Origin of the sequence: Marinobacterium sp. xm-d-564, from assembly GCF_013283345.1 — a bacterium.
Lineage (GTDB): Bacteria > Pseudomonadota > Gammaproteobacteria > Pseudomonadales > Balneatricaceae > Marinobacterium_E.
In genome coordinates this window covers 1-20577 of the sequence record NZ_WBYO01000004.1, presented here as the reverse complement: position 1 = coordinate 20577, position 20577 = coordinate 1, and the positions used below count along the sequence as shown (strand labels likewise).

The 20577-nt window shown below is 49.4% G+C and carries 17 protein-coding genes; 12 read left to right on the top strand and 5 right to left on the bottom strand.

Going from position 1 to position 20577, the window contains the following annotated elements; all coding sequences use genetic code 11:
- The first annotated feature begins 148 nt into the window (after positions 1–148).
- From miaB to lnt, 5 genes are read left to right on the top strand one after another with little or no spacing between them, the layout of a single operon-like run.
- Positions 149–1492 (top strand): tRNA (N6-isopentenyl adenosine(37)-C2)-methylthiotransferase MiaB, encoded by a 1344-nt coding sequence (gene miaB / locus XMD564_RS05650; RefSeq protein WP_173483436.1) that lies wholly within the window; start codon positions 149–151, stop codon positions 1490–1492.
- Entirely contained in the window at positions 1492–2475 is a 984-nt protein-coding gene (locus XMD564_RS05645; protein ID WP_173482219.1) for a PhoH family protein, read from the top strand. The genes miaB and XMD564_RS05645 overlap by 1 nt, the downstream gene beginning before the upstream one ends.
- The gene (ybeY, locus tag XMD564_RS05640) at positions 2475–2921 is read left to right on the top strand and encodes an rRNA maturation RNase YbeY (RefSeq protein WP_371731481.1); all 447 of its coding nucleotides are present in this window, start codon (positions 2475–2477) and stop codon (positions 2919–2921) included. The genes XMD564_RS05645 and ybeY overlap by 1 nt, the downstream gene beginning before the upstream one ends.
- Before the next feature lie 14 nt (positions 2922–2935).
- Positions 2936–3778, top strand: a complete 843-nt coding sequence (locus XMD564_RS05635; RefSeq protein WP_173482218.1) for an HlyC/CorC family transporter — start codon at positions 2936–2938, stop codon at positions 3776–3778.
- A 2-nt stretch (positions 3779–3780) separates the two neighbouring features.
- Positions 3781–5259 carry an apolipoprotein N-acyltransferase gene (gene lnt / locus XMD564_RS05630; protein ID WP_173498694.1) on the top strand — a complete coding sequence of 493 codons (1479 nt, stop codon included), beginning with the start codon at positions 3781–3783 and terminating at the stop codon, positions 5257–5259.
- Here the strand turns inward: lnt and XMD564_RS05625 are convergent.
- Positions 5224–5742, bottom strand: coding sequence for a metalloendopeptidase (locus XMD564_RS05625; RefSeq protein WP_173484514.1), 519 nt, complete (start codon positions 5740–5742; stop codon positions 5224–5226). The genes lnt and XMD564_RS05625 overlap by 36 nt on opposite strands.
- 185 nt (positions 5743–5927) lie before the next feature.
- Here XMD564_RS05625 and leuS point away from each other — a divergent pair, with 185 nt between their 5' ends.
- The 3 genes from leuS to holA are packed head-to-tail and all read left to right on the top strand — an operon-like array spanning position 5928 to position 10061.
- Positions 5928–8513, top strand: a complete 2586-nt coding sequence (gene leuS / locus XMD564_RS05620; protein WP_173482215.1) for a leucine--tRNA ligase — start codon at positions 5928–5930, stop codon at positions 8511–8513.
- A 9-nt stretch (positions 8514–8522) separates the two neighbouring features.
- Positions 8523–9011, top strand: coding sequence for an LPS assembly lipoprotein LptE (lptE, locus tag XMD564_RS05615; RefSeq protein WP_173483440.1), 489 nt, complete (start codon positions 8523–8525; stop codon positions 9009–9011).
- 3 nt (positions 9012–9014) lie between these two features.
- Positions 9015–10061 carry a DNA polymerase III subunit delta gene (gene holA / locus XMD564_RS05610; RefSeq protein WP_173482213.1) on the top strand — a complete coding sequence of 349 codons (1047 nt, stop codon included), beginning with the start codon at positions 9015–9017 and terminating at the stop codon, positions 10059–10061.
- 26 nt (positions 10062–10087) lie between these two features.
- Here holA and trmL read toward each other — a convergent pair whose 3' ends face one another.
- From trmL to glnA, 4 genes are all read right to left on the bottom strand, one after another.
- Complete coding sequence (trmL, locus tag XMD564_RS05605; RefSeq protein WP_173482245.1) at positions 10088–10543, bottom strand: tRNA (uridine(34)/cytosine(34)/5-carboxymethylaminomethyluridine(34)-2'-O)-methyltransferase TrmL; 456 nt, start codon at positions 10541–10543, stop codon at positions 10088–10090.
- 45 nt (positions 10544–10588) lie between these two features.
- Complete coding sequence (glnG, locus tag XMD564_RS05600; RefSeq protein ID WP_173482212.1) at positions 10589–11998, bottom strand: nitrogen regulation protein NR(I); 1410 nt, start codon at positions 11996–11998, stop codon at positions 10589–10591.
- Position 11999: 1 nt separating this feature from the next.
- On the bottom strand, positions 12000–13055 hold the full coding sequence (gene glnL, locus XMD564_RS05595) for a nitrogen regulation protein NR(II) (protein WP_173482211.1): 1056 nt from the start codon (positions 13053–13055) through the stop codon (positions 12000–12002).
- Positions 13056–13379: 324 nt separating this feature from the next.
- Positions 13380–14786, bottom strand: a complete 1407-nt coding sequence (gene glnA / locus XMD564_RS05590) for a glutamate--ammonia ligase (protein ID WP_173482210.1) — start codon at positions 14784–14786, stop codon at positions 13380–13382.
- A gap of 389 nt (positions 14787–15175) precedes the next feature.
- On the opposite strand from glnA, the gene typA reads away from it, so the two are divergent.
- The 4 genes from typA to dtd all read left to right on the top strand — a co-directional run bounded on the left by typA (position 15176) and on the right by dtd (position 20105).
- Positions 15176–16984: a translational GTPase TypA gene (typA, locus tag XMD564_RS05585; RefSeq protein ID WP_173482209.1), complete on the top strand. Its 1809-nt coding sequence runs from the start codon at positions 15176–15178 to the stop codon at positions 16982–16984.
- Positions 16985–17116: 132 nt separating this feature from the next.
- Positions 17117–18721, top strand: a complete 1605-nt coding sequence (locus tag XMD564_RS05580) for an MFS transporter (protein WP_173482208.1) — start codon at positions 17117–17119, stop codon at positions 18719–18721.
- On the top strand, positions 18718–19668 hold the full coding sequence (pip, locus tag XMD564_RS05575; protein WP_173507977.1) for a prolyl aminopeptidase: 951 nt from the start codon (positions 18718–18720) through the stop codon (positions 19666–19668). The genes XMD564_RS05580 and pip overlap by 4 nt, the downstream gene beginning before the upstream one ends.
- Positions 19668–20105 carry a D-aminoacyl-tRNA deacylase gene (gene dtd / locus XMD564_RS05570; protein WP_173489279.1) on the top strand — a complete coding sequence of 146 codons (438 nt, stop codon included), beginning with the start codon at positions 19668–19670 and terminating at the stop codon, positions 20103–20105. The genes pip and dtd overlap by 1 nt, the downstream gene beginning before the upstream one ends.
- Positions 20106–20577 lie beyond the last annotated feature (472 nt).

Below are 20577 nucleotides of genomic sequence, written 5' to 3'. Positions count from 1 at the left end.
CTCCAATCAATCTAAACTTGAGTTGCCTAATCAGGTTAGTGGGGGCGCTCTAAACAATTGCAAGTTCGTTAGCGCCAAAGAGTGCGCTGAGGTATACTTCATCGCCCCAAATGATGGGGCATAGATTCAACGTAACGACAGGTGAAACATGACTAAAAAGCTCTTTATCAAGACACACGGATGTCAGATGAATGAGTACGACTCCGCACGAATGGCTGACCTTCTGGGCGATAGCCACAAGCTGGAGCTAACCGATAATCCAGAAGAGGCTGACGTCCTGCTTCTAAACACCTGTTCAATTCGTGAAAAGGCGCAAGAGAAGGTGTTCCACCAGTTAGGCCGTTGGCGTCTTTTGAAAGAGCAAAAACCCGGATTAATGATCGGGGTAGGCGGCTGTGTTGCAAGCCAAGAGGGCGAAGCGATTCGTGATCGCGCGCCGTTCGTCGATATGATTTTTGGCCCACAGACCCTACACCGTCTTCCCGAGATGATTGAAGATACCAAGGGGGGCAAGGTCGGTATCGTTGATGTCAGCTTCCCAGAGATCGAAAAGTTCGACCACCTCCCCGCTCCTAAAGTTGAGGGGGCAGAGGCATTTGTTTCAGTCATGGAAGGTTGTAGTAAGTACTGTACTTTCTGTGTCGTGCCCTACACCCGTGGCGAAGAGGTCAGCCGACCGCTGGATGATGTGATAGCCGAGTGTGTTGAGCTGGCTGAACAGGGTGTGCGTGAAGTCAATCTACTGGGCCAAAACGTCAACGCTTACCTCGGTGCGACTCATGACGGTGATACGGCTGATCTGGCTGAGCTGATTCGCACCATCGCCGCGATTGATGGTATCGATCGTATTCGTTTCACAACCTCACACCCTGTAGAGTTTACCGACAGCCTGATCGAGGTTTATGACGAAGTGCCGGAATTGGTGAGCCATCTTCATCTACCGGTCCAGAGTGGCTCTGACCGCATACTAATGGCAATGAAGCGCGGCCACACGGCGATTGAGTACAAGTCGAAATTACGTCGAATCAAGGCGAAGCGTCCAGATATCAGCTTCTCGTCGGACTTTATCATCGGCTTCCCAGGTGAAACGGATGCCGACTTTGAGGCGACCATGAAGCTAATCGAGGATATAGGTTTTGATACGTCGTTCAGCTTCATCTACAGCCGTCGCCCAGGCACCCCTGCGGCAGACCTGCCTGACGACGTATCGGAAGAGACGAAGAAACAACGCCTACACATTTTGCAAAGCCGTATCACTCAGAACGCTTTGCAGATCAGCCGCCGCATGGTCGGAACCACTCAACGCATTCTGGTCAACGGTTACTCGCGTAAAGACCCTGGCCAACTATCGGGTCGCACGGAGAACAATCGTGTTGTGAACTTCCGTTGCGATAATCCAGACCTGATTGGTCACTTCGCCGATGTCCGCATTGCTGAAGCGCTTCCGAACTCGTTGATCGGTGAGTTAGTTAGCTCCGAGCTGGATCAATAATGAGCGAAACACAATCTTTCCACATCAACCTACAGCCTGAAGATGGCGCAGCCTTGGCTAATCTAGTCGGCCAGTTTGATGAGCACTTACGTCTGATTGAAGAGCGCACCGGAGTCCAAATCGGTAACCGTGGATTCCAGTTCAAAGTTGAAGGTGCAATTCAGGCCGTTCGCCCGGTCTGCACACTGATTGAAGCACTGTACAAAGAGTCTCTAAACGGCAAACCACTTGCCCCATCAGACATTCATCTATCGCTACAACACTCAGGCATTTCACAAACTGATGTGAAATCGACTGCGACGGATGATGTCACTATTCGTACTCGAAAAATGACGATTCGACCTCGCGGGGAGAATCAGCAAAAGTACGTTCAGTCGATTCGTTACCATGACATTAACTTTGGTATCGGACCTGCCGGCACCGGTAAAACCTACCTTGCGGTTGCTTGTGCGGTTGAGGCCCTTGAGCGCGAAGAGGTCAGTCGAATACTACTGGTTCGCCCTGCCGTCGAAGCGGGTGAAAAACTCGGTTTTCTACCCGGCGATCTGACTCAGAAAGTCGATCCCTACTTACGCCCTCTCTACGACGCACTCTATGAGATGATGGGCTTTGAGAAGGTAGCACGCCTGATCGAAAAGAATGTCATAGAGATCGCACCCTTAGCTTACATGCGCGGCAGAACGTTGAACGGCTCGTTTGTCATTCTTGATGAGTCACAAAATACGACACGCGAGCAGATGAAGATGTTTCTTACCCGCATAGGGTTTGGTTCAACCGCCGTTATTACAGGGGATAAAACCCAGGTCGACCTACCACGCGGCGCCAGCTCTGGCCTAATTCATGCGATGCAGGTACTGGATGGGGTGAAAGGGATTGGATTTACTCACTTCGAAGCGAAAGATGTGGTTCGTCACCCTATCGTGCAGCACATTGTACGTGCTTATGAAGCGTACGAAGCCAAACATACAGACGAGCGTAAATAGTGATTCATTTAGAGGTTATTCGCGCTGTTGATAGCAACTCACTCCCGAGTGATGAGCAGTTTCAATCCTGGGCCGAATTAGCGGCATCACAGCTATCGGGCGAAGCTGAACTATGCATTCGTATCGTTGATGAAACCGAGAGCCAGACACTGAATCGTGAATATCGCGGTAAAGACAAGTCGACCAACGTACTCTCTTTTCCGTTTGAAGCACCTCCGGGCTTCCCTGGCAATATATTAGGTGATCTAGCGATTTGTGCCGCGGTTGTAGAGCGCGAAGCAACCGAACAAAACAAACAGATTCATCACCATTGGGCTCACATGGTGATCCATGGGGTATTGCATCTACTTGGATTCGATCATATAAAGGATGAAGAAGCCGAGGAGATGGAGTCACTTGAACGAGAACTGCTCGCTCAACTCCAAATCCCAGACCCCTATATTTGAGGCAACCACACACTATGAGTGAAGACCGATCGAGCGGCTCATCCAAAAGCTTTTTTAGCAAACTTGCTTCAGCTTTTTCGGATGAGCCCAAAACCCGCGAAGACCTTTTTGAAGTTCTTTATGAGGCCAACGACACTGGCCTACTAGATCAAGATGCGCTAACGATTGTAGAAGGCGCTATACAAGTGACCGATATGCAAGTGCGTGACGTCATGATCCCAAGATCACAAATGGTCTCGGTACAGATCGATCAATCTGCCCACGAATTTATGCCACTGGTCATCGACAGTGCGCACTCTCGCTTTCCCATTGCAGGTGAAAACCCAGATGAGATCGTCGGCATTCTTCTTGCCAAGGATCTTCTTCCCTATGCACTGGACGGCCGCTTAGAACAGTTCAGTCTCGCTGAGCACCTTCGCAAAGCAACCTTCATTCCTGAAAGTAAGCGACTGAACGTCTTGCTACGTGAATTCCGTGTCACACGCAATCACATGGCCATCGTCGTTGATGAGTACGGCGGAATTGCCGGTCTTATTACCATCGAAGACGTGCTCGAACAGATCGTCGGTGATATCGAAGATGAGCACGACGAAGATGAAGACGAGGGCAACATCAAAGCCTTTGAAGATGATGGCTTCATTGTCAAAGCGTTAACCCCTATCGAAGACTTTAACGAGTACTTTGACGTCGGCCTACCTGATGATGAGTTCGATACCGTGGGTGGACTGGTGACACGTCAATTTGGTCACCTACCCGATAAAGGGGAGACGATTCGACTCGATGACTTCACCTTCACCGTGCTAGCGTCTGAAAACCGCAGAATTAGACTGCTACAGGTTAAGCACCACAAGGAGTAGTGATGCTGCTCCAGCCTCTTGTGAATAGGACTTTGGCGGTTGCTGCAGGGGCAATAGCGACACTCGCTTTTGCCCCTTTTAGTTACCCGCTATTAGCGATTGTCTCTATTGCCACCCTCTACTTGCTGACCCTTAAATCCGATTCAGCGTTCCTGATGGGTTGGCTCTATGGTTTGGGATACTTCACCGCCGGTGTCTCTTGGGTCTATGTGAGTATTCACTTACACGGTGGCATGGGTGTTTTAGCCGCCGCACTGATGACTCTCATGTTCACTGGCGCGTTAGCGATACTCTTTGCCGCACAAATTTGGCTCTACAAACGCCTGTTTACTGACGGCTCAGCACCAGGATTTGTCGCTCTTTGGATCTTGTTTGAATGGGTGAGAAGCTGGCTATTTACCGGCTTCCCTTGGCTGCTCATCGGCTATGCGTTCATCGATACACCACTTATCTCATTAGCCCCGATCGGCGGCGTGTGGCTAGTGTCGGCGATGGTTCTGATCATTGCTGTCTCGGCTTCCCATGTCATCCACCGTAATAAACCGACCCCTCTCCTACTGATCCTTGCGATATTAGGTGCCTCTTACCTTATTCCGTCACACTGGACAGAGAGTTCAGAAAAGACCGTCTCGATCACATTAATACAGCCCAATTTAGCCCAAGAGTCTAAGTGGCAAATTGAGCAAGTTGATCGACACATACAGAACATTATTAATTTAAGCGTCCAAGCGCCCGCTACCGATCTACTCATTTGGCCTGAGACCGCCGTACCCAAATTAATAGGCCGCGCCATCAACCAGATCAGTCCGCTAGTGGAGATCCTCAACCAACAAGGCACCACGTTAATTTCAGGTTTCCCAAGAAAAGAGTGGAGTGAGAGCCAACAGCGAAACCTGTACCACAACTCGGTGGGCACGTTGACGGGTAAAATCAGCCTGTACGACAAACAGAGACTGGTCCCTTTTGGGGAGTACATTCCCTTTGAAAATCAGTTGCGAGGGCTGATCGCCTTTTTTGATCTCCCCATGTCTAGCTTTAGCTTGCCAGAACAACCAACTTTTCAGGTAGAGACACCTCAGGGGTCGCTGGCGGGCGCAATCTGTTATGAGATCGCCTACCCAGAGTTGGTCAGAGAGAATGCCAATCAGAGTGACATGATTCTGACGCTCTCTAATGACACCTGGTTCGGCGGATCTCATGGCCCAGATCAGCACTTTGAGATCGCCAGAATGCGTGCTATCGAAAATGGTAGGCCCGTGATAAGAGCCACCAACAACGGTATTTCAGGCTTCATTGATGCCAAGGGTCAAGTCTTAGCGACCGCACCCAGATTCGAGACGGCGATCCTAACCCATGAGATCGCCCCAAGCATGGGCCAAACCCCCTATCAACAGTTGGGGTTGTGGCCAGCGCTTATCCTTGCTGCAGCACTGTTATTAGCCGCGCTATTTAGACATCGCTCGTTCAAACAGAACCGCTGAACAGTCACGACAAGGCTGTAATTTTTGACTCTCGCTCAGCATCTGCTTAGCTCCACACTGTGTACAGACAAACTGCCCAGGTAGTGCGATTTCACCGGCGGCGTAGTGTGCTTCACCGTGACTCAACTGTTCACGGAGCAACTCCTGCTCAATACGAGTTTTATCGGCCACTCTCATCAAGCGATCAACAATCCCCTTCTCCAATACGGCAAGATCCAGCTCTAACCAATCAGCCAGCGCTCCGCCGACCTTTTGAACACCGATTGAGAACTGCTTCAGATCACGCATTAGGTAGGCTTTTAGCAGGGCCGCTTCATCTGCAGACATATCAAGCGCTGTCTGCTCCAACTCAACCGTTTCATTGACCGCTGAAGTAAGCTTCTCAAGCGTCACTTCACTGGCACCATCGAGAGAATCCATCACTTGATCGACCAATTGATCATAACGGCCAGAATCGAGCTTATCTTGGTTTGTATCACTCATAAGTAAACTCCTTTTAAGAGCGGATTATTCAGCAGCCAAACCTGTCGGCGCGACCGCATCTGATGTATCCTATGCAGTATTGAACAGTATTAATGAAATAACCATTGAGCGGTGTCATTTCTTAGCAAAGTAATTTGCTCCAAGAACAATGATGCCGTTTTTATGTTTGCAGAATATAGAGACCGATGAACGAACAGTACCAACCCCAGGATATTGAACCAAAAGTCCAGCAGCAGTGGGAAGAATCCGGCGCATTCAACGTTGAAGAGGATTCCAGCAAAGAGAAGTTTTACTGCCTCTCGATGTTCCCTTACCCAAGTGGTCGCCTGCACATGGGCCACGTACGTAACTACACCATCGGTGATGTCGTCTCTCGATACCAGCGCATGCAGGGAAAAAACGTTCTTCAGCCTATGGGTTGGGACGCCTTTGGCCTACCAGCTGAAAACGCTGCACTTAAAAACAATGTGCCTCCTGCTAACTGGACCTACAGCAATATCGATTACATGCGTAATCAGCTTAAACAGATGGGCTTTGGTTACGACTGGGATCGCGAGCTAGCGACCTGCCACCCGGAGTACTACCGTTGGGAGCAGTGGTTCTTTACTCGTCTTCTTGAGAAAGGCCTGGTCTACAAAAAAGAGGCCGAGGTGAACTGGGACCCAGTTGACCAAACCGTTCTGGCTAACGAGCAAGTGATCGATGGTCGCGGTTGGCGCTCTGGTGCGATTGTTGAGCGTAAGAAAATCCCTCAATGGTTCCTGAAAATTACTGACTACGCAGACCAACTACTGGAAGATCTAGAGAAGCTGGATCATTGGCCAGAGCAGGTCCGCACCATGCAGCGCAACTGGATCGGCCGCTCTAAAGGGGTTGAGCTGAAATTTGCGGTGCCTAACAAAGGTGATCTAGAGGTCTTCACAACCCGCCCTGATACGCTGATGGGTGTTACCTATGTTGCCGTTGCACCACAACACCCTCTAGCACTTGAAGCAGCCGAAAATAACCCAGAACTTGCTAGCTTTATTGATGAGTGTCGTCACCAAAAAGTCGCCGAAGCTGACATGGCGATGATGGAAAAACGCGGCATGCCATTGGGCATCGAAGCCACTCACCCTCTCACTGGTGAAATGGTGCCTGTTTGGACAGCAAACTTTGTTCTGATGGATTACGGCTCAGGCGCTGTCATGGCGGTTCCTGGACACGACCAACGTGACTGGGAGTTTGCAACCAAATACGGACTGAACATCAAACAGGTCATCAAGCCTCTGTCCGACGATCAGACTGTCGACTTGACGCAAGAAGCGTTCACAGAGAAAGGCGTTCTGTGCAACTCGGGTGACTTTGACGATCTAGAGTTCGAAATGGCGTTTAAAGCCATTGCGACTGAACTGAACAACAAAGGTCGCGGTCATACAACCATCAACTTCCGCCTTCGCGATTGGGGTGTTTCACGCCAACGCTACTGGGGCGCACCGATCCCGGTTGTTAATTGTAATAGCTGTGGATCAGTACCCGTACCTGAAGATCAGCTGCCTGTGCTTCTGCCAGAAGAGGTAACCTTCGACGGCGTCGGTTCACCGATTAAAAAGATGGAGAGCTTCATCAAAACAAGCTGTCCAAAGTGTGGCGCAGATGCAGAACGCGAAACGGATACCTTCGACACCTTCATGGAGTCAAGTTGGTACTTTGCTCGCTATGCAAGCCGTTACTCAGACAGTGCGATGCTGGATCCTCAAGCAGCCAACTACTGGCTCCCTGTTGATCAGTACATCGGTGGTATCGAGCACGCTATTTTGCACCTACTCTACTCACGCTTCTATCACAAACTACTGCGTGACGAGGGTCTAGTAAACTCTGATGAACCTTTCACTCGCCTACTCTGTCAGGGCATGGTTCTAGCCGATGGCTACTACTACGAAGATGAACAGGGCGGTAAGGTTTGGATCTCACCGGTTGATGTAGAGACTGAGACAGACGAGAAAGGTCGTGTGACCAAAGCCACTCATAAAGAGACGGGTAAAACGCTGATTCACGACGGCATGTCCAAGATGTCTAAGTCGAAAAACAACGGCATCGACCCTCAGGTTATGATCGATCGATACGGCGCCGATACGGTTCGTCTATTCATGATGTTTGCGGCACCACCAGAACAGTCACTAGAGTGGTCTGACTCAGGTGTGGAAGGTGCACACCGTTTCATCAAACGTCTCTGGAAACAGGCACACGACCATATCGCAGCCGGCCCAGCATCAACTTTAGACACGTCCAAGCTGAATGATGGGCAGAAAGAGCTGCGCCGTAAGACTCATGAAACCATCCAAAAAGTGACGGATGATATTGAGCGCCGCCAGACATTCAATACAGCCATTGCCGCTGTCATGGAGCTTTCAAACAGTATCGGTCGATTCAACGATGACTCCGAGCAAGGACGTGCTTGTAAACAAGAAGCGCTTAGCGCTGCTGTCCAGCTGTTGTCCCCGATCATTCCACACGCAGCCGATCAGCTGCTGACTGAACTGACGGGTGCAAGCCAAAATGATAGCTGGCCAAGCGTTGATGAATCCGCTTTGGTACGTGATAACATCGAGATGATTGTGCAGGTTAATGGCAAACTTCGTGCTCGTATCAATGTTGCCGCCGATGCCGATAAGGACACAATTTTGCAACTGGCCCTGGCTGAAGCTAATGTTCAGAAATACATGGAAGGCCTAACGCTGCGCAAAGAGATTGTTGTACCAGGCAAACTGGTCAACATCGTCGTCAGCTAGGAGTAAAAGATGAAGTTGTCACGTACGTTCGTTGCAGGTTTCGCCATGCTGTTTCTAACAGCTTGTGGCTTCCACCTAAAAGGGCTTTATGAGGTACCACCAGCGTTACAGCAATTAACTCTGGTCGAAAACACCACACAGCCCACTTCGTTAGGCAGAGAGCTGACAACTCAACTGCAACGCAACGGCGTGACCCTAACATCCCGAGCTAAGCTTAAACTGATCGTTGAATCGGCACGCTACAATCGCCGCGCGGTGATTCTTGATGCCAATGCAGATGCACAAGAGTACGAATTGAGCGGTGAAGCTCAATTTGCCATCTATCAAGGTGATAGCACAGCGCCCGCCATTGAGCGCCGAGTCAATGTTCAACGCAGTGTTACCGAAACTTCAGACACCTTGGCGCAAGAGACTCTGGAAGCGCGCTACCGCTCAGAGATCAATCGTGCACTGGCTGAACAGATTATTCGCCAATACCTAAGTTTCGTTCCGCGCTAACCTATGAAAGTTAGAGTTGATCAGCTACCTCAGCAGCTCAACAAGCTAAATACTGCGCTACCGGTCTACCTTGTAACCGGGGACGAAACACTTCAACACGACGAAAGCTGTGACGCCATTCGAGCCCATCTTCGCGGTCTAGAATTCACTGAACGAGAGCTCTATCACATCGATTCCAGCTTTAACTGGGACAGCCTGATGGAGGCCGCCAATAGCCTCTCTCTATTTGCAGAGCGCAAAATTATTGAGTTACGACTCGGTTCACAAAAGATCAAAAAAGCCGAATCAGATCTGCTACAACGCTATCTAGAGAACCCTGCGCCCGATACGGTGATATTCATTTTGGCTGATCGACTCGATGCCGGTGCGAAAAAGAGCGCCTGGTTCAAGCTGGTCGAAAAGCTCGGGCTAGTGGTTGAAATCTGGCCCATTGAAGTTGACCAACTCCCGCGCTGGCTAGCGACACGCCTTCAATCTTTTCCAATCTCTATGGATCAAGAGGCGATCGGCGTCTTAGCCGATCGTGTAGAGGGCAACCTACTCGCGGCACAACAAGAGTTAGAGAAGCTCTCTCTGCTCTACCCCAACCAAACCCTTGATGCCAACCAGGTTGCCGAGGCGGTTGGCGACATGTCACGATTTGATGCCTTTGCACTTGCAGATGCGGCGATACAAAGACAACCTGCAAGAGTACAACACATTCTGCAGGCGCTAAGACAAGAGGGTGTCGAACCGACCTTCATACTCTGGGCCATTTCACGTGAGTTGCGCACGCTAAGCAGCGTGATTACAGAGATATCAGAAGGGAAGAATTACGATACGATTGCGAACAGACTGAGACTGTTTAGCAAACGTAAAACCGCTATTCGCAATGCCAGTCGTCAGATTAAAGTCTCGGAGATTGAGCAGTTACTGCGACTTTGTGGACAAGGTGATCAGGCCGTTAAAGGACAACTACCGACCGACCCCTGGTTAATAATTGGACAGATCTGCTTACGCCTAGCGGGTGTCGAGATGGCTTCACTCCATACCCAACACTCAGCCCCTTAAGCAAGCCTAACCACCTCAGACCTTAGCTACTTGGCTCCCGCAAAAGAGAGCTGCCGCCACGCCTCATAAACAACAATGGCACAGGCATTAGACAGATTCAAACTGCGTGAATCAGGGCACATCGGCAAGGTAATTGCATCGGTCGAATCGATGACACTCTGAGGCAGACCCCGTGTCTCCGGGCCCAATAGAATCATATCACCCGATGCAAAATCAGCATCGGTATAGGCGCGATCCGTTTTGGTCGTCATCGACCATACTTTTCTTGGGGAGACTGATTGAATACAGGCTTCTAATGACTCATGAACTTTCATAGAGGCAAACTCGGCATAATCCAATCCCGCTCTGCGCAGGCGCTTATCATCCAGCTCAAAGCCGAGGGGTTTAATCAAATGAAGGGAGAAACCCGTGTTAGCACACAGGCGAATAATATTTCCGGTATTGGGTGGTATCTCGGGTTCGTAAAGAGCAACGTGAAGCATATCGGCACCTAAACTGTTAGATGCCGATTGTAGCATTAAGCGACTCTAATCCGCCTCAATACCCAGCTCTTTTAGCTTGCGGGTTAGGGTATTTCGCCCCCAGCCTAAAAGTTCAGACGCATCACGTTTACGGCCACCCGTATGTTTAAGCGCAGTCTCTATCAACACCTGCTCAAACTGACGTTCAGCCTCTTTGAGGATGCCCCTCTCCCCTTCAAAGAGACGCTGATCAGCCCAGCCACGCAGTGCTTGTTCCCAATTACCATGAACAACAGGGCGTTCATTTGAGGACTCTAGAAGCTCTGGTGGTAAATCAGAGACAAGAACCTCTCGACCAGACGCCATCACGGTAATCCAGCGACAGGTGTTTTCCAGCTGTCGCACATTACCTGGCCAAGTCAGATCGCGCAGAAAACGCTCTGTTTCCGGCTTAAGAATCTTAGTCTCAACGCCCAGCTCTTTCGCCGAACGTGACAAAAAGTGGCGAGCGAGACGAGGAATATCTTCACGACGCTCATTTAACGAGGGGATGTGAACTCGAATCACGTTTAGACGGTGGAACAGATCCTCACGAAACTTGCCCTCTTTAACGAGGTTTTCGAGATTTTGGTGGGTAGCTGCAATGATTCGAACATCAACTTTAACCGGTGTATGACCACCGACACGGTAGAACTCACCGTCAGCAAGAACACGCAAGAGTCGAGTTTGAGTATCCGCAGGCATATCGCCGATCTCATCAAGGAACAGTGTGCCACCATCGGCCTGTTCAAAACGGCCACGGCGCGAAGCTTGAGCTCCGGTAAAGGCACCCTTTTCATGCCCGAACAGTTCAGACTCAATCAAGTCATGTGGAATAGCCGCCATGTTCAATGGAATAAACTCATTACCCGCACGCGGACTGTGGCGATGCAGAGCATGGGCCACCAGCTCTTTACCTGTACCAGACTCACCATTGATCAATACAGTAATCGGGGAATGAGACAGACGACCAATGGCACGGAACACCTCCTGCATAGCCGGCGCCTCACCAATGATCTCAGGTGTATCATCTTCAACAATCACTTCGGTTTGTTGACGCTGCTCTTCAACGTGCTGCACCGCTCGCTGAACCAGCGCTACCGCCTCATCAATATCAAATGGCTTAGGCAAGTACTCAAAGGCACCACCTTGATAAGAGGCAACCGCGGAATCTAAATCTGAGTGAGCGGTCATGATGATAGTCGGAATGTCTGCATAATCAGCTTGAAGCTGCTCTAGCATCTCAAGACCATCAATGCCCGGCATACGAATATCGCTGATAATCACATCAGGCTGTTCACGCTTAATTTTACGCAGCAACGCATCGCCCGACTCAAACACTTCTGTCGCCAAGCCACTGCCAGAGATCGCTTTCTCTAAAACCCAACGTATTGAGCGATCATCATCTACTATCCAAACGGTTGCTGGCTTAGCCATCTCAACTCTCCAAAGGAATTAAAATTTTAAAATTTGTTGTACTGGGTTTCGAGGCGACCTCGATTAAACCCTGGTGCTGACCAATAACAGATTGGGCAATCGATAGTCCCAACCCAGACCCTTCCGCACGACCGGTCACCATCGGATAGAACACGGAATCTAAAAGATCCTTTGGTATGCCCGGACCGTTATCGATAATCTCTACGCAGCAGACCAGTCGATGCTGCTCTGCGCCCAGCGTAATTCGTCTGAGCGCTCGTGTTTTCATACGGATTTGCGGAGCGGCTGTTTCAGACTCTTTCAGGGCCTGCATCGCATTTCTGCAGATGTTTAAAACCGCTTGGATCAACTGTTCACTGTCGCCGTTAAACTCCGGCAGACTTGGGTCGTAGTCACGAACCAACTGAATCTCTTGCTCGCTTTCAACTTCAATCAGAGCACGCACACGCTCGAGCACCTCGTGAATGTTCACCGGGTGTATGTTGGGCTTCTTGTAAGGCCCCATCAGACGATCCACCAGATTTCTTAACCGATCCGCTTCATCGATGATAATTCCGGTGAACTCTTTAAGCCCCTCATCATCCAGCTCGCGCTCTAGCAACTGTGCAGAGCCGCGAATCCCGCCCAACGGGTTCTTGATCTCATGTGCCAAGCCACGCACAAGCACTTTGGCGGTGGCATGTCGATTCAACATCTCCTCTTCACGCTCAATTCGAACCAGGCGATCACGTGGGTGCAACTCCATCAGTAGAAACCCATTCGGTAACCTTGAGATGGTGTAATCCGTCATCAACTCGTTACCACCAAAGGTAATCAGAGCGGCTTCGCGTTTACTGACATGCTGTCCCGTCGCAGAGACACTCTCTAATAGCTTGAGCTCCTCTTCGGAACCAATAAAGAGATACTCGATGTGTGAATTTTTTAAGCGTTTAAAGCTACCCTCTAACAGAACCTCAGCGGCCGGATTCATATACTTCAACTCGAACTTCTGCCCCAGTACCAATACAGCCGTATTGAGGTTTTCAAGAATCAATTTGTACTGTTGCGATCCGAACATTAGGTATTCCCAAGGGTTTTGATGACTTAACAGCTCTACTCTAGCGTTAAGCCTTAATAGCTCTACTTAATAAGCAAAAAGGTTGCCAACTCAGCGAAACCCAGTAACCACGGGCTTTTGAGTTTTAGCATGCACAACAGAATGGCATATATGAAGATATTATGCACCATTTTGGTGCGAGGTGTTTTGTGCGCATCCATGCGCCTGCAGGATACTGTTCGTCCTGGCATACCCTGCTCCTGCGCATCCATGCGCCTGCAGGATACCGTCCATCCTGGACATAAAAAACCCGGCAGGTGCCGGGTTTTTTGAATCGATAAGATCTTAAACTGAGTAGTAAAGATCGTATTCGATTGGGTGAGTTGTCTGGCTCACTTGAGCACACTCTTCACGCTTAAGTTCGATGTAAGCGTTTAGCATGTCTTCAGTGAATACGCCGCCGCGAGTTAGGAACTCGTGATCAGCTTCTAGAGCGTCCAGAGCTTCTTCTAGTGAAGAACAAACCTGTGGGATCTGAGCAGCTTCTTCAGCTGGTAGATCGTAAAGGTCTTTGTCTGCTGCATCGCCAGGGTGGATCTTGTTCTGGATACCGTCAAGACCCGCCATCATTAGCGCAGAGAACGCTAGGTATGGGTTAGCGATTGGATCAGGGAAGCGTGTCTCGATACGACGGCCTTTAGGGCTAGTTACGTATGGGATACGGATAGAAGCTGAACGGTTACGAGCTGAGTAAGCTAGCATAACTGGTGCTTCGAAGCCTGGAACAAGACGCTTGTACGAGTTAGTACCTGGGTTACATAGAGCGTTAAGCGCTTTAGCGTGCTTGATGATACCGCCGATGTAGTAAAGAGCTTCTTCAGATAGGCCCGCGTATGCGTCGCCAGCGAAGATGTTAACACCGCCTTTAGATAGAGACTGGTGAACGTGCATACCAGAGCCGTTGTCACCAACGATTGGCTTAGGCATGAACGTAGCTGTTTTACCGTAAGCGTGAGCAACGTTGTGAACTGCGTACTTAAGAATCTGAACTTCGTCAGCTTTCTTAACAAGGGTGTTACCTGCCACACCGATTTCACACTGACCAGCAGTTGCTACTTCGTGGTGGTGTACTTCTACGTGCAGACCCATCGCTGTCATCGCGTCACACATTGCAGCACGAAGATCGTGTAGAGAGTCTACTGGTGGTACTGGGAAGTAACCGCCTTTAACGCGTGGACGGTGACCTGTGTTACCGCCTTCGAATTTGCTGTTAGAAGACCATGCAGCTTCTTCAGAAGATACAGTGTAGCCACAACCAGACATGTCAGAGTGGAAGTGAACTTCGTCAAATACGAAGAACTCTGGCTCTGGACCGAACATAGCGCTGTCAGCGATACCTGTTGATTTCAGGTACTCTTCTGCACGCTTAGCAACAGAACGTGGATCACGCTCGTAACCAAGACCTGTAGCAGGCTCAACGATGTCACAACGGATGATGACTGTTGCATCTTCAGAGAATGGATCAACGATAGATGAAGAGTCATCTGGACGAAGGATCATGTCAGAGTCGTTAATACCCTTCCAACCTTGGATAGATGAGCCATCAAACATTTTGCCGTCTTCGAAGAAGTCGTCACCCATTTCGTGAACTGGGATAGTTACGTGCTGCTCTTTACCTTTAGAGTCTGTAAAGCGAAGGTCGATCCACTTCGCGTCAGTTTCTTTGATCAGATTTAGTGTCTGTTCAGACATTATGGCTCTCTCCATTATCAGATATTGCCAGACTAGTAGCCTTGGGTTTAAGCCTGCACCATGCAAGCTCAGTCTTCCTAACGAGCTAGCAAACAGTATGCCAACTCGAAAAAAGTCTTTATTTACGGTGATTTACCGCATCAGCAACGAATCACCAATGACAATAAACGCACCAATTTGATGCACACCTAAAACATACGCACCACAATGGTGCTTTAAACTATTACTAGTCTGTCGATGTGTGCCAATATGATACTCCAGCCAAAAAATTTTGCACTAGATTCGCTTCTAACAATTGTTCATATGGTCCAAATTTATTGGCTATTAATTCGCCTTGATCACGCTCGACGCGTATAATCCGCGCATCTTTAATTAATGAGACTCACCTCGTGATCGAAAATCTTCGCAATATCGCCATCATCGCACACGTCGACCATGGCAAAACCACCCTAGTTGATAAACTTCTAGAGCAGTCAGGTACCCTTGGCCGTCGTGATGAAGGCGCTGAGCGCGTCATGGACTCAAACGACCAAGAGAAAGAGCGTGGCATTACCATCCTTGCCAAAAACACCGCCATCACTTGGAACGACTACCGCATCAACATCGTCGATACTCCTGGGCACGCCGATTTCGGTGGTGAGGTAGAGCGTGTTATGTCGATGGTTGACTCGGTCCTTCTGCTTGTTGATGCAGTTGATGGTCCAATGCCACAAACACGCTTCGTTACTCAGAAAGCCTTTGCACGCGGCCTTAAGCCAATCGTTGTTATCAACAAAATCGACCGTCCTGGTGCACGTCCAGATTGGGTTATGGATCAGGTTTTCGAACTGTTCGACAACCTAGGCGCTACCGATGAGCAGTTGGACTTCCCGATTGTCTACGCCTCAGCGATCAACGGTATTGCGGGTGATGATCACGAAGCTATGGCTGACGATATGACGCCTCTATTTGAAGCGATCATCAAGCACGTTGATGCGCCTCACGTCGATACAGAAGGTCCATTCCAGATGCAGGTCTCTGCGTTGGACTACAACAGCTTTGTCGGTGTTATCGGTGTGGGTCGTATCTCACGCGGTAAGATCTCTACCAACACGCCTGTTAAAGTCATCGATTCACACGCAAAAATGCGTTCAGGTCGTATCCTTAAGATCATGGGCTACCACGGTCTTGATCGTGTCGATGTCGACAGTGCACAAGCAGGTGACATTGTCTGTATTACCGGTCTAGACGAACTCAACATCTCAGATACGCTGTGTCACCCAGATGTTGTTGAAGCACTACCAGCACTCTCTGTCGATGAGCCAACCGTCTCTATGACATTCCAGGTCAACGACTCTCCGTTTGCCGGTAAAGAGGGCAAATTCGTTACCAGCCGTAACATCAAAGAGCGTCTAGAGCGCGAATTGATTCACAACGTAGCACTGCGTGTAGAGCCGGGTGATAGCCCTGAGAAATTCCGTGTATCAGGTCGTGGTGAACTTCACCTATCGGTACTGATTGAGACCATGCGCCGTGAAGGCTTCGAACTTGGCATCAGCCGTCCTGAAGTAATTCAGAAAGAGGTAGATGGCGAAATCCACGAACCTTACGAGATCGTTATGATCGACGTTGAAGAGCAGCACCAGGGCTCGATCATCGAAGAGCTAGGCATGCGTCGCGGTGACATGACGAATATGGAAGTTGACGGCAAAGGCCGCTGTCGCCTGACCTTTATGATCCCTTCTCGCGGTTTGATCGGCTTCCGTAGCCAATTCCTAACCATGACGTCTGGTACTGGTATCATGAACTCAATCTTTGACCACTACGGTGTGGTGAAAGAGGGTGAGACGGTGACTCGTAACAACGGCGTACTGGTTTCGATGGTTAACGGTAAAGTACTGGGCTACGCACTCTTCTCTCTTCAGGAGCGCGGTCGCCTCATGATCGGTCCAAACATTGAAGTGTACGAAGGCATGGTCATTGGTATCCATAGCCGCTCGAATGACCTAACGGTTAACCCAACCAAAGGTAAGCAGCTAACCAACGTCCGAGCCTCAGGTACTGATGAGAACATCGTGCTAACGCCACCTATCCGCTTTACTCTAGAGCAGGCTCTAGACTTCATTGAAGATGATGAGTTGGTTGAAGTAACACCTGAGAACATCCGTATTCGTAAGAAGTTCTTGAAAGAGCATGAGCGTAAACGCGCTAAGCGTTAATTAATTTGCAATAAATGCAAAACATAAAACGGTGCCAATGCAAATTGAGCACCGTTTTTTTATATTCAAACGAAATAAACGGAGTAAACTAAAGTCCAAGAAATCTTGAAGTGACAAACTAGGAACCACCTAATGACCAACAGCATTTTTTACCGGGTCAGCCCTATTCTTTTTTCAATTATTGGTATGGCGCTTAGCCACAACCTATTCTTTATCATCCTCCCTTTAAGAATGCAGTCGGCGGGCATTGAGTCTTCACAAGTCGGTATTGCTATGGGTATGTTTGCCGCCGGCTCTATCCTGGCAGGGATGTTTGGCGCCAAAGTCGTCAACCGCGTCGGTCATATCCGCGCCTTTGCAACAATGGCTGCAACACTGTCGATCGTCTCAATACTGCACACACTTCTTGAATCGTTCATCATCACTTCCCTGTTAAGGGTCGTTGCAGGCTTCTGCTTCATCACCAGTTTTATTACTCTGGAGAGCTGGCTTAATGTCACCAGTGATAGCAGCAACCGCGGTAAACTGTTCAGTGTCTACCAGATATTCTTTGCTGTCGGATTCGGTTCAGCACCTTTTGTGATGAACATTTTCGAAGAGAGTGATTTTAGACTGTTCGGTATTATCAGCGCCGTATTAGCGATCGCTCTGATTATTATGTCGATGTCACGCATGCCAGCACCCGAGCTACCTGGCCGAAGCCGCCCAATGTCATTTGGGCAACTATGGAAGGTCTCTCCATCAGGTACTCTATCTTGCCTGGTGGCCGGTTCTATTGGCTCCGCAAGCGTATCACTGATCGCTCTATACGCTTACGATCGAGGCTTTAGCGGCACACTACTATCAATCATTTTAGGCTCCTATTTGCTTGGGGGCCTCATGACACAATACCCAACTGGCTGGTTTGCGGATCGTTTCGATAAACGTACGGTGGGCGCTGTATTAATGATGATTGGTGTCGGTGCAAATGCCGTCATCATTATCGATTTTTACAGCGCTCTACCCACCTGGTTCGTCACCTTCTTCTTCCTACTGTCAGGGGGCGCTGGGGCCGCTATTTTCCCGCTAGCTGTGACACAGGTGTTCGACCACATCGACAGTAAAGAGGCGATGCCTGCAACCAGTATGATGCAAATTCTATTAGGCGTCGGTGGTGTCGTCGGCCCTATCGTGGCGGGCGCTATGATGGAGTGGTTTAGCTCTGTTTGGCTCTACTTCTACGTCATTTCACTGCATCTACTGCTGATGCTCTTCTTATTAGTGCGTAAGCTCTTCTTGCGAACCGAACGTCTAGAACCCGCTCAGCCCTACCAGTTCACAACCAACCCTGCATCCGTGCCTCCTCTTGAGGAGTACGTGGCTGCAGAGATTGCAGAGCCGGCGCTTAAACTGTTGATTGAGGCACTCAAACAGAACCCGAAAGATCCTCAGCACCTAATAAAAACTGCACTGGAATCTGCTCACCTAAAAGCAGAAGAGGTAGCATTACAGATGGTATTAAAGCTGCCCAAACGAGCGGGTGAGTTAACCGAACACTTAGTCACAATCTATCCAGAGAATCGACTAAAGGTAGCTAAGTCATTGACCGACTTCTTTGATCTGCATAAAACCCGTATCAATTACGCCATTGTGGGAGGGCTTAAAACGGATGCGAGCCCACAGGAGATATTTGAGATCGATCGATTAATTGAGCTGCGTAAGAAACGCCTAGAAGATGCGGGGTTACCAGTAGAATGAGAACACTCTACCCAGAAATAAGTGCCTACCACAGCGAGCAACTGGATGTAGGCAAAGGGCACAGCCTCTTTTTAGAGCTTTCAGGCAACCCCAATGGCGAGCCTATTCTGTTCGTCCACGGCGGGCCAGGCGGTGGTTGTTCGCCCGAGCATCGACGCTTTTTTAACCCAGAACATTACAAAATCATTCTATTTGATCAACGCGGCTGTGGGCGCTCGACGCCGCATGGCAGTTTAGAAAACAACACAACGGAACACTTAATCGCTGATATTGAAAAGATTCGTACCCATCTCGGCCTAGATAAGTGGGCACTATTTGGCGGTAGTTGGGGTTCTACGTTAAGCCTTGCCTACGCACAATCTCACCCAGAGCGAGTCAATGCACTGTTTCTAAGAGGTATATTCCTCTGTCGACCTAGAGATATTCAGTGGTTTTACCAAGAGGGAGCAAGCTATGTATTCCCTGACCATTGGGAATCATTTATAGCACCGATACAGGCCGATCAGAGAAACGACATGGTCAGCAGCTACTATAAAGTTCTGACCAGTGATAATGAACTAGAGCGTATGGCAGCAGCAAAAGCCTGGTCTATTTGGGAGGGACGGTGCTCTACACTCGACCCTAATCCGAGTTTGGTTGACCACTTTGGTGATCCTCATGTCGCATTAGCCATGGCGCGTATCGAAGCACACTATTTTGCCAACAACTCTTTTATGTCTGAAAACCAACTGCTCAATCACTGTGATCGCATCAAAAAGATACCGACCTGGATTGTTCATGGCCGATATGACATGGTTTGCCCTATTGAGCAGGCACACCTATTGGCTAAAGAACTGCCTCAAGCAAACTTTGATATCGTTCGTGATGCCGGACACTCAGCCTTTGAGCCGGGCATTACAGACCGTTTAATCCATGCCACCGATCATTATCTGGAGTTAACCAGCTAATGAAAGGACTTATTCAACGAGTCAGCAGTGCTAGCGTTGTAGTAGACGGCAACTGCGTCGGTGAAATAGATCAGGGGATACTTCTTTTACTCGGTGTAGAGAAAGAGGATGACCGATCAAAAGCCGATAAACTACTCGACAAGGTGATCAACTACCGCATCTTTAGCGATGAATCGGACAAGATGAACCTTAGCCTTAAAAATATTGAAGGCGAGTTACTGGTGGTCTCTCAATTTACGCTGGTAGCCGAAACCTCCAAGGGCAAACGACCGGGTTTTTCAAAAGGGGCATCTCCAGCACTGGGTGAAGAGCTCTACAACTACTTTGTAGAAGCGGCTAACAAAACGGGGCTTAAAGTTGCGACCGGGAAGTTTGGTGCCGATATGAAAGTATCACTAACCAATGATGGGCCGGTTACGTTTTGGTTGGAGAGTTAGGAGCCGTTGGAGCGGTCTTGCGAAGGCCGCGATGGATTGGAGCGTAATTGGACAGCAGATGACAGGCTAAAGCCAGTCACTGATGTTCTTAACTCGCTACGGAGCTACGGTGACTGGCCTTCAGCCTGTCATCCGCTATTGACGTTGGCAGAGACTTTTTAAAACCGTTGGAGCGGTCTTGCAAAGGCCGCGATGGGTTTGGCAGAGATCCTGTACGAAGTTCGCAATGACCTACAATAGGTTACGAACGGTGTTCGAGTGAATGACCTACAATAGGTGCCGAGCGTTGCTCGTCATCGCTTCGCGACGCTTGCAGCGCCTCCCCGCCGCACTTTCAGTGCATGCGTGGTCACATGGGCATTCGCTCAGAAGTCTCCTTGCTACCAAAAAACAAAAAACCCCAGGACCTTTCGGTACTGGGGTTCTTTGTTTATTAGGTGCCTGGCAATGACCTACTCTCACATGGGGAAAC